We start from the raw sequence: 15,573 nt of genomic DNA, 5'->3' as shown, positions 1-15,573 counted from the left end.
ACAGATTTCATATCGGCAAGCATCAGTATGATCGGCTATGAACTATTCAATACAAAAATAAGTATTCCGCCACATTCACATGCCGTAACTTTCCCTAAAAAATGCAAATGACGGCTGGTTTTGTAAATTCTTGCTAATTTTGCAGCAGATTATGACATACCCTGATACTTTCGAAAACAAGATAGGATTCACTACCCTACGCGAATGGGTCGACGAACGATGCACATCACCGCTCGGCCGTCGCCATGTCTCCGACATGGAATTCCGTACCGATTATGACACAGTTCTGTCGCAACTGAGTTCCACAGCCGAAATGCTTGACATATTGCAAGGCGACGAGGACTTCCCATTGGGTGAGGTTCATGACGTGAGCGGAGTCATGAACCATGCCCGCGTTCCGGGAACTTTCATCACAGCCCCCGACCTGCTCGATGTGCGGGCCTCACTTGCCGTAATGTCCGAACTCTCTGATTTTTTCATGCATCATCGCCATGAGGATGGAAGCTCCGACTACCCATATCTTGACGAAACAGGAATAAAACTCGCATCGTTTCCAGCAACAGTAAAGGCCATCGACCGTATCATCGACCGCTTCGGCAACGTACGCGACAACGCTTCTCCCGAACTGCGCGAAATACGCAGCCAGCTCGCTTCCACCTCCGGCGCAATAGCGTCGATGATGCGGCGGGTGATGGCCCGCGCCGTCGAATCGGGATATATCGAAAGTGACGTGACACCATCGATGCGCGACGGGCGTCTTGTAATCCCGGTGTCCCCAATGCACAAACGCCGCATATCCGGCATAGTCCACGACGAGTCGGCATCCGGCAAGACCGTATATATCGAACCTGCGGAAATCGTCGAGGCGAACAACCGTGTGCGTGAACTCCAGATGGAGGAACGTCGGGAGATAGCCCGCATACTTACAGTTCTCACCGATGAGATTCGTCCCGAAATACCACAGATAATCGAATCGCTTGACATAGTAGGCCAACTCGACTTCATCAGAGCCAAAGCACTGCTTTCACGCGACATCGACGCACATATGCCTTCGCTTTCGAGACAACCGGAAATGGAATGGTACCATGCCTCACATCCCGTCCTTCTTATGTCTTTACGACGCCAAGGTAAAGAGATCGTACCGCTTGACATAACGCTAACCCCCCAACAACGCATACTTATAATTTCCGGTCCTAATGCGGGAGGCAAGTCGGTGTGCCTAAAGACTGTAGGCATCGTCCAATACATGATGCAATGCGGACTGCTCCCGCCGGTCTATGAGAATTCCCACATGGGGATATTTTCCGACATATTCATAGATATAGGCGATGACCAGTCGCTGGAGGACGACCTTTCGACCTATAGCTCCCACCTCCGGAACATGAAGTACTTCCTTCAGCATGGAGGAGCGGCCACCCTGGTGCTTATCGACGAATTCGGTGGAGGCACGGAGCCGCAGATCGGCGGCGCCATAGCCCAGGCCGTACTGCGCCAGTTCAACGACCGCCACATGTGGGGAGTGATCACCACCCATTACCAGAACCTGAAGCATTTCGCAGAGGACACGGAAGGACTTGTCAACGGATCGATGCTCTACGACCGCCATCTCATGCAGCCTATGTTCAAGCTGTCGATAGGAAACCCTGGGAGTTCGTTCGCAGTGGAGATAGCACGCAAGATCGGACTTCCCGAAGCAATCATAGCCGACGCGGAGGCAATCGTGGGGAGCGACTATATTAATCTCGACAAATATCTCCTCGACATAGCCCGCGACAAGCGTTACTGGGAAAACAAGCGTCTGTCCATACGCCAGAAAGAAAAGAAGATCGAGAGCCGTCTTGCCCAATACGAGGAGGATGCCGAGCAGTTGCGCGAAAAACGGCGTGAAATCCTTGCGGAAGCCAAAGAAGAAGCACGCAAGATACTCGACGGCAGCAACGCCGCGATCGAAAGGACCATCCATGAGATACGCCGCACACAAGCCGAGAAAGCGAGCACGCTCGAAGCGCGGCGCAGGCTTCAGGAAGAAAAAGAAAGTATTCTCAATGCCGGCGCGCAAGAGAACAACATACTCAGGAAGGCTCCGAAACGACGCAAAGATGCGAACAGACCGAAAGCACCGTCAGACAATGAACCCGTCAAAGTCGACGACAATGTAAGACTTGATGGCCAAGGCACGGTAGGAAAAGTGCTCGCCATAAACGGCAGGAAAGCCACTGTGGCATTCGGCATGCTACAGACCGAAGTTCCGGTCGACAGACTTAAACGTACAATCGCACGCCCTGATTCGGGAGCAAGATCCGGCGCATCATTGGTCGGAGCGGTGTCCGACTCACAGCGTCAGCGCCAACTCGAGTTCAAGCAGGAGATCGACGTCAGAGGAATGCGCGTCGATGAGGCAGTGCAGGCTGTGACATATTATATCGACGATGCCATCCGGTTCAACGCCGAACGTGTACGAATACTCCACGGCACAGGCACCGGGGCTTTGCGGCAATATATACGTCATTACCTCGACACCATACCGGGCATAAGCAGCTACCACGACGAGCATGTGCAATTCGGAGGTGCCGGAATCACCGTGGTCGAATTTCGCTGAACTGTGACAGCCGCAGCATAGAGTCTGCCGCATAAAACATCGGCGGAGAATGGCCATACAAGACCCGTTCTCCGCCATTTAATTCATAAAAAATTCATTCGACAACTATCTTCCGGGCGGATGACGAAGTCCGTACTATATATATGCCTGGGCGGGTGACTGATACTCTTCCTACACCTGAAGCACAGAGCCTGCCGTCGATGGTATAAATGTCAATCCTGCCATGTGCTGTAACATGACCATTCTCGACTTTGACCATGTAGTGAGCAGAGTCATGGATATTATAAATTGCTGAGGTGCTTCCACGCATTGTATAGCGGAAATTGTTTTCAATCAAGGCATCGACAAGACGCCGTCCGTTCACTTCTCGGACACCGGATTTATCGATACCGGCAAAATCCATATAGACCACACCCGTCGGACCGGCATGGATTGGACCTGAGAGATAATCGACAACAGAGATATTTGTCGACTGGGCATTGACACGATATGCGTCGGAATTTGCAAATGTCGCCGAATATCCGGAAGTGCTGTTTATCACCCATATGTCGGATGTGATTGTGTTGATTGTTATTGAAAAATCAAGCAACGTAGAAATCGAAGCAAGCTTTGTATCAATCGCATCTTTGGTCTGATAGAAATCCTGCATATAGAGACGTGCCTGCTTGCGCGAGCTCGTGCCTTGGATGCGCCCGTTTTTCTGATCTTCGAAAGCCGCACTGTGCGACCATCCAGTAATGTATCCCCCGATAGGTTTCGAGGCATAGCTGTCGCGTGACAAAAGCAGGATTTTGCCCCTCATGTCGCCGAGAGTCAAACGGTTTTCAAAATCGACAAAGCGTCCGGAATATTTCTCTTTGCCGAGCACATCATTCATCAATCCGGCCCATTGTCCCTTTTCCTCATTGCTCTCATGGTCATCCTCGTGGCGCATCGTCACAACCACAAATTCGGTAGGATACGCATCGAGCCTGTCACATAATATGGAAAGAGCCTCGTCAAATGTAAGTTTGGTCTCGACAATTCCATGATATATCTTCAACACACCGTCGGAAACCGAGGGACGAAGATCGAATGCACGCACACCGGCGTCAAACTGAGCGGCCAGGTCAAGATCTTGGGTACGGGCGAAGCTGTCCAAAAAATCAGATACAGCACCATTACCGGTAGCCGAATCGTGCGTACCGGGGATTGAGAGCTGATGAAGATATACACTATCGCTGATACGCGACATCCACGCGCGGGGATTGTTTACGTCCGACGCATCATGCGCTGACGCATCCATACCACAAAGGATACAAGCGGCGACAAACGCCGATTTCAAATTTTTCATAACATCTATATGCCGGCTCGACCGACGGGCCGGTTACTTTACTTGACTTTTATAACTGTTTTTGACCCACAGGAACGGATATCAACATTTACCGTCGTACATCCCGAAGCCGGGTCGAATGTAAAATTGTCAGTACGCTTCCCGTTAACCCTCACACTTTCCGGAGCCGTGGTATTATAGAAATTCACGGTATAGGCACGCTGCCGAGGAATACCGTCGGCATCACCTTTCCGGGGATTTATGGTCAGGGTATAATCCCGCTTGCCATGCTTAAAAGCAAAAGAGGTAACAGCATATGCCGACGCATAGTCGCTGTTATCTTTCTTGTCCTCGTATAGCGACCCGTTTCCATCGGCGCCGACGGCGACATTAAGTATCATTCTGTCAACCGGATCCATTACATTCATCACCGTAGGTGGATTGTAGGGGATAACTGAGCCCTGCTTGAAGAAATATGGTATCTGAGCAAGACCGAGGCGGAATGTCTTAACACACGGACCGGTGACAATCTCATTGGTCGAGACACTCCACCAGTTACCCTCCGGAAACCATACGGACACCTCATTCACACCATCAACAGCCGCCTCTGTGACAGGAGCCACGAGGATGTCATCGCCGAAAAAATATTCATCCTCACAATACTTGTATGCCTCTTCAGTCTCAGGATAATCATAATACAACGGACGGCATATCGAGACACCCGTGTCATATGCCTTGCGCGCCATAGTATATATGTAAGGGAAGAGAGAATAACGCAACCTCACCGTCTCGAGTATATCATCGAAATTGGAGTATTTCCATATGCGCCGTTCAATGCGCGGATCTTTGGTGGCATGTGTACGAAATATCGGAGTGAATACGCCGAACTGCAACCACCGGAGCACCAATTCCGGATCATTAAGTTCATATCCTCCATATTGATGGCCGCCCAGGTCATGCCCCCAATATCCGTATCCGACATTGGATGCGGTAACAGTAAAGTAGGGCTGAAACGCGAGAGTGGCAAAATTAATGCATGCATCCCCGGAGAAGCCGATCTGGTACCTGTGGCTGCCAAGACCGCCCCAGCGATGAAATATCATAGGACGGCGGTCGGGACGGTTTGCGGCCATCTCGTTGAAGAAAACATGATTACACCAGAATGTCTCACCAAGCGATTCGGTATAATCGCTTGTGAGATGCTGCTGCCAGTCAAGCCACCAGAAATCGACACCCTCTTTTTCATGAGAGCGGATTATGTTCCCGAAAAATGAAGAAGTGAAATCAGTATAATCAATCGCCCACTCAATGGTGCTGTCGCGCTCGGATATATTCATATATTTTCCGCCAAGGTCCCGCGCCATACCCTTGAAATATTCCGGAGACTCAAAACTGTTGACACCGTCACAAGGATGAAGATTCAAGCCTATACGGAAATTGCAGTCATGGATATCTTCCAGAAGATTCTCAGGATCAGGGATAAGAGATGTGTTCCACGACCAACCGGTCCATCCGCCGATCCCTTTCGATCCGGCATTATCATCACCGTTCCAATGCCAGTCCATATCAAGGATCATCACATCGGCAGGAATATTGTTGGCTTTCAAATCGCTCATGATCAGGCGAAAATCGTCGGATGTGTATGCGTCATACTTACTGTACCAATATCCGAAAGCATATGCCGGAGGCATAGGAATCTTACCCGCCACTTTAGTAAAATCATGCAGAGCTTTCTTATAATCGTGTCCATAACCGAGAAAATAGAGATCCAAGGCATCGTCATCGGCACGCCGGGCGTGCCAGTCGAAACCTAACGAACTGCCAGGCACCAATGCAAACGACCGGCTCCCGTCGGGACGCACCGCGCTCCATGAGTCGTCAATAACCGCCCATCCCGATCGCGAAATTATGCCGTCCTCCATCTCATGACGCTTGTTGTCGCCATTACTGCCGTCAAGTGTGCGGCAAGTGCCCTTAAGGTTGAGCGGATCGCTCATGCCGACATTCCATCTGACAGAATCCCCGTTCAGTGCCATGGAGATGCCGAGATTGTCGGGCGAAACACGCGGGTCGGTGTCTTTACGATATCTTAGCGAAAGCTTATCGGTGTCGATATACAGAAAACCGGCATCTTCACGCACCTTATAACGGGGCACATCGAGACAGCGGTTCACTATCGCGAATGTGGCTCGATCTTCGAAACTGCCACGGTCGCTGTATTCAATCCTTATCATCTCGGGGGTGAGCACCGTAAACCTTGCGTTGCCGCATTTTACCATTGCGGCAGCATCAGCGACCGGATTGCCTGTCGCAACGGCAGCCTGCAAAGCTACAGAGGTTGCCAATGCAACCGAAAGACCAAGAGGGTGTCTCATAACAGAAGTTACTTAAATGCCTATAGGGTGTTTAGAAACAACATATTGATAAGTCTTAGGAGAACGATTATTCCAAAGTCATCTTGAATCGGTCGTATGGGGCGCTCCGGTGGGCAAGATGCTTCGTGGCAGGAGAGATACCGAACAGGGGTGAATAGGTCTTTACCGAGACGTTTTTCCCGTCGGGGAGGAATTCCAGAATACGAAGCCACCCGTCACCACCGTTGCCTTCCCATCCGCCACCGAGCGTCTGGACATTGAACATCATCTGATGCACCTTGCGCTTCGTACTGTTTTCATCCACACGATAGGCGATAGAGTTTTCAAAGTCACCGACCTCACCCTCGTGGCCTGACAAGGCAAGCACGATATTTCTCGACGGATATATCAGCTTGTCCCACACCTGCTGGCCCCAGTTGTGTGGCGAGATGAGATAACCTTCATTGTCGGTGCGCGCCGCATCACGCTCATTGAGCAGCGAATGGGTAATGTAAATCACTCTCGCGTCGCGATACTCGTCGCGGTCAATCAGCGAACGGGTCCATTCAAGCACCTCATCGCGCGGAGCAAATTCGTTGCATACCACCAGAAGCCTCCCCCACTCCGGGCTCTCAAACACGTATGCAGAATTTTCGAGCGACTCATTCCCCTCGCGGTTTGGGTATGCCGCCACGATGCAGTCATACCATTTCTTGTTGCGTTCGACAGGGAAATACTCCGGGAAGCGGGTCTTTCCGTTTTCGGAACTACGATAACCATAGTCATGATTGCCGCACGAGATAATATAAGGTACTTTTCCGTCAAGACGAGCGAATGACCGTGACACGTTTTCCCACATCTCGCGCGAGGTCTGGTTGAGCATGTTGCGGTTCATCACGATATTATCGTTCTGCTCTACAAGATCGCCGGTACAGAGCACTGCCTTGATGTTGAGATTGTCGATATTGTCGGCAATCCATGCAGTCTGCAATTCAAAGAGCGGCTGGTTTATATCATACTTGATATATCCTTGCGGATCACCGAGGAGTATCATCGAAAACGATCCGGGATCCTCAAGCGACTGCCGGTCGGCGCGATGCTGTCCGACGGCTGTAATCGCCAGACATGAATATATCATTACGGAAATGGCTGTATGTTTCAACATCATCTTACTTTTTGAATCAATCAGGTTACATAAAATCACTTGTCAACAAATATCTTCCGATTTCCCACTACGTATATTCCACACGGAAGCGAATCCTTCATATCATCGTAACGCCCTTTGTATATTCCTTCGACGGTATAGACCTTATCATCGGAATCTGCCTTATCAGCCGCCACGGAGTCGATGCCGGACATTGACCGCTCGAAAAGCCTACGGCCAAGGAGGGCATACTGCGACACGAATGTAAACTGATGGAAGCCTTTTGTCTTAGTCTCGTCACCCCAGCCGTCAAGCAGGTGTATAGGGAGCATGTCGCCACGGTTGTGATTGTCAAATGCATAGTCAAGATTATACTGGAAAGCCTTGAACGTGTTGAGAGCGCTGCTGTTTTCAATCACAGATTCGGCATCAACATATGCGCGCATCAGCACATTGTTAAACCAAGTGTTGAAGCCGTTGAGCGCATCCTTATCGGTCGAGAATTCATATACCCCATGCTTTCTGACATACCGGGCAAATTTGCTCAGCGCCACCTTGGAGGTCTTTTCGACATCCGCTTTCACACCCGCGTCGCCCGTGGCCTTGAACAGCGACGCGCCCCCGCCGAGCATAGTACCGGTGTTGTAGCTGTAGAATGTACCGCCGGGGCCATGGCAATCGACATGCTGACGGTAGCCGCGATACACTTCAATCTCCCCTTTGACCGCACCCATCATGTCCCAATACACACCGGTGCCGTCGCCGAGTTTTGCCTTCTGCCAATCATAGACCTTCTTTGCAAACTCAAGATACAACTCCGAGCGATCTCTCATCTCCTTTTTCGCATTATTATTAACGTCACGATAATAGTACACCATCTCCTCACCTGTGCCGGCATATATCTCGGCAAGCCACACAAGGGGTTGGATGATAGGACCGTTGCTACAGGAATGCTTTGAATTGTAACCGGGGCCCCAGGTTATACCGCCATACTCATTACCGTCGGCATCACGCCAGCAGTCCCATCCGTCGATCACGTAATCGGCAAGATATGTCGCAAGTTCAAGATATTCCTTCTTGCCGGTCAGACGATAGGCACGTATCAGCTCACGCGACAGCCACATTTGGTCATCATAGACATTTAGAATGCCGGTCACATTGGCCGCGCCACGCTTCGAAGCACGCGGCACGGCATAAGGACTCCACTCGCGGTTGCTTGCATAGGATTGCAGGCGATATGTGCCCCTGTAATATTCAAGATTGTCAATGAGCAACTCAAGGCGATGGCTGTAAATGCCGGACTCCTCCTCATACACACCGGGGACAACCTTACGGGCTGCCTCGATAGCCTCAAGTATGGAGCAATGAGCCTCGATAGCGGCAGTCAACGGCCATACATCGGACGGTCCCGACACAGATCCGTCGACAGTGTCATAAACATCTGCCATATAAAGATTCGTGTCAGAGCCTTTCATATTCTTGCTCCATGTGGCATCGGCAATTGCAATTGCCCTGTCGATGTTTCTCAAACCGATTTCTTCGTCACTCTGCGCCGAAGCGGCAAAAGGAGCCAACAGCATTGCCGAAACGATTGTAACCAAATCCAATATTTTCATAAGCGGTATGTTATGTTTAGAGGTTATCTAAAAACAACCTCTTAGAGTAAAACCCGTGTCTGACGCGATATATGGAATACCTCGTACAGACACGGGCTATTTATCAGACTATAGACTTAATGATTAGAAAATTACCTGGTCCTCTTCCGGCATCTGAGTATTGAGATCGCGCTGCATGGTCAATGTGCCTCTCACATTGTAAACGATATCCGAGCCTTGAGCCGAAATATAATCGGTAAATGTATAATCGATATCATTGATGATAATCGTACGGTGGAGGATATAGTTCTGCACATCGTCAGGCTGCTCAAGAATGGTATAGGTAGCCGTTTTCTCAGGATTGACGGAGAAATTCATGTCCTCGTTAGGGCAGGTGAATGTCACCGTACCGCGATGAGTGTCATCGGCATTATACGGCTCGAAATGAGCAAAGACCTTGAAGAACTTGCGTTTGAGACTGCTCTCGTCGAATGCACCGGCATAGAAGAACGCGGTATTCTCGTCGACCACATAAAGCTGGACGTTTTTCATCGCACCCGGTTCTGTATCGACAACTCCGTCAGACACGAGATAGAATTTATAATTGCCGGCCTCATATATACCGGTGTAATCGGTATAGGGGAGCACGCGGAGCATAGCCGTAGCAAAGTTCAGACGCGGATTGCGGAGATACCCGTATTCGGGCTTTTCGACCACGGTAAGCGGGAGCAGATAGCGGTCAGAAAGGTCGATACCGGCAAAGTTAAAGCGGATATCGAGCAGACCCATATTCTCACCCTTGGGAATGAATACAGTCTCGGGATATGTGGCGTAATCCGACATATCGATATACCACAACTCCTGACGGTTGATGCTGAAACGCGCCTCATTGAGGGTACGCAAAGTATCGGACTTTGCCACATGCACGTTGACATCGGAGGGATTTGACGAAGATCCGCTCACGAGGATCGGGAGCTGATAGCTCGAGAGTCCCTCCTGACCGTACTTCGGATTTCCATCGGCATCCAAGCGGGTATAGGGTATGTACACTGTAGTGACACCTACACTGCTGCCCTCGGTATCAAGAGGAGCCTTGAAACCGATATAGTTGGCATATTGCTCATCTTCCCAGTCGTTGTTGCAGGAAACCATCGACACGGCAGCCGCCACAAGAAGCACGGAAGATACTAATTTATTTATCTTGATCATGATTTTAAATCTAAATCGGTTTAATTGTAATATTTCCAGCCCGGATTCTGCACAAGATTCCTGTTACGCTTAAGCTCTTCGAAAGAGATCGGCCAGAAATACATCTTGTCGCTAAACACGGTGGGCAGATCATAAACGGGGACGATACGCTGGAAATCATCCTTCTGCTTGCTTGTCATCAGCACATTGCAGCCATATATAGGCTTTGATTCCTCGATAGGAGCATCCATCCAGCGGCGCAGGTCGTAATAACGTTTCCCTTCGGCAAGAAGCTCGATCATACGCTCACGCTTGATTTTGGCTCGTAGAACGTCCTGGTCGGCATACTCGGCCGGAGAGTAGTCGGGCACTCCTGCACGGATACGTACGGGGCGGATACCACGCTTGATCTCCTGCACGTCGCGCGTTACATTATAGGTCTTAGATCCGTCCCATGAAGCAATTGTATATTTGGCACCCGGCGAAAGCTCATTGATAGCCTCGGCATACATCAACAAGATATCGGCATAACGGATAGCCGGCTCCCATTTGGGAACGATATTACCATAGTCCTCACCGTCATTCTTCGCACGGTAATCGGAAGGATTGACATATTTTTTGCAGCCTATACCGGTGCGGAGATGATATGCGGTATTGGTATAACCGTTGTTTTGAGTACCCTTATCTGAATCCGAATCTGAAGAAGAGCTGGTGGTACCACGCCAATAGAATATCTGCGGCAGTTTGGTGGACTTTGAATTAGGATCCGGATTCCACCAGCAAGAACCGTTGAACGCAACACATGCGTAGAAACGCGGCTCACGTTCCGCGTACTGCATAGATACGCCATTGCCGAGAGGGGGATATTTGGTGTAGGCATTCTCACCTCGGCTCGAAGTCCATCCCTGACGGCGTGCCTCACCCGTACCGTTCATCTCGCTGTCTTTACCCTGACAGTCACGGCCGTCGTTCAGATAATATGCATCGACCATCTTCTGGGTAAGACCGTGGCAGTTGAACCCGTTGAGGGTGATTGGCAAAGCATGAGTTACAAAACCGTTCATACTTGCATGGGGAGAGTTGGCATTGTATCCACGAGAGAAAATAATCTCAGTATTATCGAGGCCGACAGCGCCGTTAAAAAGGTCGCGATATGAGATATAAGGGTCTATATCGGCATATCCCTCGGGCCAACCCTTGGTAGAGAAGTCACCATCATCAAATGGCTTGATGGTCTTGGGATAACCGGCCTCCTTATTGTCGGTCACATAAACACCGGAATGATACAGTTCATAGTGAGCCTCGCACTCCATTACGTCGCGGCATGCAGCGGCGGCACGCGCCCATTTCGACTCATCGTAGGTAAGTCCAAGAAGCGGGGTGCCATCCTTGTTTACGAACGAACGGGCAAAACCGTCGGTCACGCCGCCGGGATGCTGACCGTTGGCAAGCTGACCGTTGGCAAGAGGGCTTGCGGCATACAGGTATGCGAGAGCACGGGTAGCCAATGCAGCGCCTCGGGTCGGACGAGTTATATTCTCGGCACTTGTATTACCCGTAAAACGACTCCATGACTGAAGTTCGTTGGCAGCCTTGACCATTTCCGAAGCAATATATTCGGCACACTGCTCGTAGGTGCTTCTGGGGAATGACAGTTCTTTGTAATCAAGTGAATAGTCAGCACCCTCGTCAGGAAGGATAGGCACCGGACCGTAGCGGCGCAGAAGAAGCCAATAATAGTAAGCCCTCACGAAGCGTGCCTGTCCTTTCATGTCTATACGGTCAACTTCCTTAATCTTATAATTACGATCGACATTGTGGATGAATACCGACGCCTGGTATATACCCTTGTAGGCGTTGGTCCACGCATCGCTGCCGAAGTTTTCATCGTAATCGCCCTGCTTGAAACAGTTGTATGACTGCATGTAGGGATACATGTTGTCGTACTTCGGGTCACGGTCGCCGAAGTAGATATCATCGGCAAACACGTGGAATCCCACTCCGTTCCACTCTTTGGTCATGACATCTGCCAGCTCATGCTTGAGATAGGAATATGCCTCGGCCAACCATCCGTTGGTCTCGTTGACATCGGTAAAGACGGTCTCTATCGTCTCCCGTTCGTCGAAATATTTGTCGGCGTCCAAAGTATCCTCGCAGGAAACCAGGGCGGCAGACAAAGCAGCCCCGACCATTGCCGACATCGTATATGAAATATATCTTTTCATGTTGTATTCAGATTACATATTGATTTGCAGACCCAATGTGATAGCCTTCGAAAGAGGGTATGCCTCACCGTCGCCGATACCCATTTCGGGATCCCAGAGCTTGAAGCTTGAGAAAGTGAGGAGGTTTGTGCCTTGCATGAAGATACGGGCATCTGACATATGGAGCTTGCCGATGAATGTCTTGGGAAGGCTGTAGCCGATCTCGAAATTTTTCAGGCGGACATAACTCATGTCGCGAAGCCAATATGATGATTCGCGATAATTGTTGTGGGAAGTTCCTGTCGGGCAGAGCACCAGACGCGGATATGAAGCATTGGGGTTCTCGTTGGCTGGAATCCCGAGCTTATCGGCAGTCTCGCGGTCGACATAACGGTCATCGACGAGGTCTGACAGGATCTGGCCGTAACGGTCCTGACTGAACGCCCATACGGTCTTGCCGTTGAGCATCACGCTCGACTTGCCCGCACCCTGGAAATGTGCGTTGAGATCAAATCCACGCCACTGCACCGAGAAACCGAGACCGTAGATAAGATTGGGGCGGCGTGTGGCGCCAATAGCCACGCGGTCATCGTCATTAACAATGCCGTCGCCGTTGACATCCTTATACTTGATATCGCCGGGCTGAACGTCGCCAAACATCTGCTTGGGCGAATTGCGGATATCGTCATAATCCTTGAACAGGCCGAGGGCTACGAGACCTCTCACCTGATCTACACGGTGTCCCGTCTGATACTGGTAGGGGTATATATTGTTTTCGACGTCGTAGTTGAGGATAGTGTTGCGGCTGTAAGTCAGGTTACCGCGTACGGTAAGAGTGACGTCGCCGAAGCGGTCCTCATAGCGGAAGAAACCGTCGACACCCTCCGACTTCACAGCACCCACATTGGCAAACGGCTGATAATGGGCGAGCCCGAGAATAGCGGGGAGGAAGGAGCGCTTCATGTAGATACCGGTACGCTTTTCGTGGAAGTAATCGACAGTCAGCGAGAAGCGGTTGTGGAACAGGTTGATGTCGACACCGAGGTCCTTCTTTGTAGCCACCTCCCAGGTCACATTCCTTGAAGCGAGCGAAGCATAGTGTACACCTTTTACATATTCCGGACGCGTAGGAGTCTTATCCGTACCGAAGTTCCAGATATTGTCGGTGAAACCTATATCATAGAGATACGGGAAACGGATTTCATTATTGTCAATATTCATCTTGTCGTTACCCACCTTGCCGTAGGAGAAACGGATCTTGAACATGTCGAGCCAGTCGGCCGCAGACTCCATGAAATCCTCTCCGGCGATATTCCATGCTACCGATCCGGCAGGGAAGAAACCGAAACGATGACCGTCGGCAAAGTTCTCCGAGCCGTTGTAACCGAAGTTGATATCGGCGAAATAGCGCGATTTATAGCGGTATGAGAGCTGGCCTGCGATAGCCATATTCTTCTTTGACACACTGCTTCGGGGATCATTGTCGATGTTCTGCGTATGTATGTCGCTGTCGTAGGTATATTTGAAGTTGGCAGTGACATTGTGGGGGCCGAACCCGCGGTCGTAGGTAAGGAGCAGGTCGAGGAATGTGCGGCGCGAACCGTCGCTGCCCGCTGTCTGGGTCATAGGCTCTCTGTCCATGATCTTGTCATAGATGATCTCACCGGTATCCTTGTCGCGTCCGTTGGCATACCAGCGGTCGGGCTTCTGGATATGGTTGATATGGTTCTGGTTGTAGGTGTCATAACCGAAACGGCCGATAAACTTAAGACCTTCGGTGATGAATCCCAGATCCTGCTCAAGCGAGACGCTGTTCTGGATATTGTTATCCCAGTTCTGCTTATAACCTGTCTGGGTAGTCATTACCCACGGATTGGTACGGTCGTCGGCACGGCCCATGTTGATCATCGGCACATACCCGTTGCTATACATGATAGGAGTGAGGATGGCATTGTAGCCGAACAGCGACTTCCAGGTATCATCGTCGCCCATACCGGGAGAGTTACGCATCGAGAGGTCGCCTGCGGTACCGAGACGCAACAGGGTCGTCTTTGTCATGTTGATATCAAGATTCAGACGATAGTTATAGCGATGGTAGTTGGCATTGGTGTTGTACTTGTCGCGCAGTGCCTTGTCTGTCTTGTACATACCCTCATCGGTGACATACGAGACAGATGCGTAGTAGCGGGCAAGAGAACCGCCGCCGCTGATGTTGGCGTTGACACGATAGCTCATCGCACCGTCCTTCATCACGAGGTCTTTCCAATTGACATTGGGATAGAGGTCTGGATCAAGACCGTTGCTGAAAAGCTCAAGCTCGGTGGGGTTGAAGTACTCACCCTTGCTGCGGGTGATGTTTGCCTCGTTGAGCAGACGCGCATAAGTCAGACCGTCGACAAACTCGGGTGTTTTTGTACGCGTGTTGTAGGAAGTCTCGAGCTTGACATTGACTTTCATTTTGCCTTCCTGACCGCGCTTGGTGGTGATGAGCACTACACCGTTGGCACCTTTCGAACCGTAGATCGCGGTAGCGGATGCGTCCTTGAGCACGGTGAATGTGGCGATATCCTCGATGTTGAGGTCGTCGATGTTGTCACGTTCGAAACCGTCGACGAGGATATATGCCGATTTTCCGGCACCGAAGGTAGAGATACCACGGATCCAGAATTCGGACTTGTTCTTACCGGGCTGGCCGGAGGTCTGCATCGCCATCACACCGGCCACGTTACCGGCGAGCGCATTGGAGAGGTTGGAAGTGCTGAAATGCTTCACATCCTCCATATTGACGTTTGTAACAGCACCGGTCACGGTGATTTTCTTTCGGGCACCCATACCTGTCACGACCACCTCTTCAAGATTGTTGGAGCTTGATTCGAGATAGATGATGTTGCCTTCATCCTTGAGGGTGCGCACAGCCACCTCAAGCGGTTTCATACCGACGTATGATATTACAAGGAGCTTGTTGTTGCCATTGACATCGATTGAGAAATTGCCGTCGATATCACTTGTAGTACCGATCCGGGTACCTTTGACCATCACGGTTGCCCCTATAAGCGGCTCTTCTTCGCCGGTAGCGTAGACCGTACCGGTGTAGACTTTAGCCATTGCGAGCGATGACGATAGTGTCAACCCCATCAACAGAGTTGCTATACGTTGATTCATACTATATTTGTTGTT

General features: G+C 50.6%; 8 protein-coding genes. 1 reads left to right on the top strand and 7 read right to left on the bottom strand.

The window, feature by feature from the left end:
- Positions 1–151: 151 nt before the first annotated feature.
- Entirely contained in the window at positions 152–2,599 is a 2,448-nt protein-coding gene (locus QZ303_RS01735; RefSeq protein ID WP_295728248.1) for a Smr/MutS family protein, read from the top strand.
- 94 nt (positions 2,600–2,693) lie between these two features.
- Here QZ303_RS01735 and QZ303_RS01730 read toward each other — a convergent pair whose 3' ends face one another.
- From QZ303_RS01730 to QZ303_RS01700, 7 genes are all read right to left on the bottom strand, one after another.
- Positions 2,694–3,932 carry a phosphatidylinositol-specific phospholipase C gene (locus tag QZ303_RS01730; RefSeq protein WP_295728245.1) on the bottom strand — a complete coding sequence of 413 codons (1,239 nt, stop codon included), beginning with the start codon at positions 3,930–3,932 and terminating at the stop codon, positions 2,694–2,696.
- A gap of 38 nt (positions 3,933–3,970) precedes the next feature.
- A complete protein-coding gene (locus tag QZ303_RS01725) occupies positions 3,971–6,286 on the bottom strand; it encodes a glycoside hydrolase family 31 protein (RefSeq protein WP_295728242.1) in 2,316 nt (771 codons plus the stop codon).
- Between the two features lie 67 nt (positions 6,287–6,353).
- Positions 6,354–7,433, bottom strand: a complete 1,080-nt coding sequence (locus tag QZ303_RS01720; RefSeq protein WP_295728240.1) for a metallophosphoesterase — start codon at positions 7,431–7,433, stop codon at positions 6,354–6,356.
- A 32-nt stretch (positions 7,434–7,465) separates the two neighbouring features.
- The gene (locus tag QZ303_RS01715) at positions 7,466–9,025 is read right to left on the bottom strand and encodes a glycoside hydrolase family 76 protein (RefSeq protein WP_295728237.1); all 1,560 of its coding nucleotides are present in this window, start codon (positions 9,023–9,025) and stop codon (positions 7,466–7,468) included.
- A gap of 123 nt (positions 9,026–9,148) precedes the next feature.
- Complete coding sequence (locus tag QZ303_RS01710; RefSeq protein WP_295728234.1) at positions 9,149–10,213, bottom strand: DUF4973 domain-containing protein; 1,065 nt, start codon at positions 10,211–10,213, stop codon at positions 9,149–9,151.
- Between the two features lie 20 nt (positions 10,214–10,233).
- On the bottom strand, positions 10,234–12,417 hold the full coding sequence (locus QZ303_RS01705) for a RagB/SusD family nutrient uptake outer membrane protein (RefSeq protein ID WP_295728231.1): 2,184 nt from the start codon (positions 12,415–12,417) through the stop codon (positions 10,234–10,236).
- Positions 12,418–12,429: 12 nt separating this feature from the next.
- The gene (locus tag QZ303_RS01700) at positions 12,430–15,558 is read right to left on the bottom strand and encodes a TonB-dependent receptor (RefSeq protein ID WP_295728228.1); all 3,129 of its coding nucleotides are present in this window, start codon (positions 15,556–15,558) and stop codon (positions 12,430–12,432) included.
- Positions 15,559–15,573 lie beyond the last annotated feature (15 nt).

Origin of the sequence: uncultured Muribaculum sp. (assembly GCF_910583865.1) — a bacterium.
Classification (GTDB): Bacteria; Bacteroidota; Bacteroidia; order Bacteroidales; family Muribaculaceae; genus Muribaculum.
Note: the sequence above shows the minus strand (reverse complement) of the source record. Positions and strands in the feature narration are given on the sequence as shown.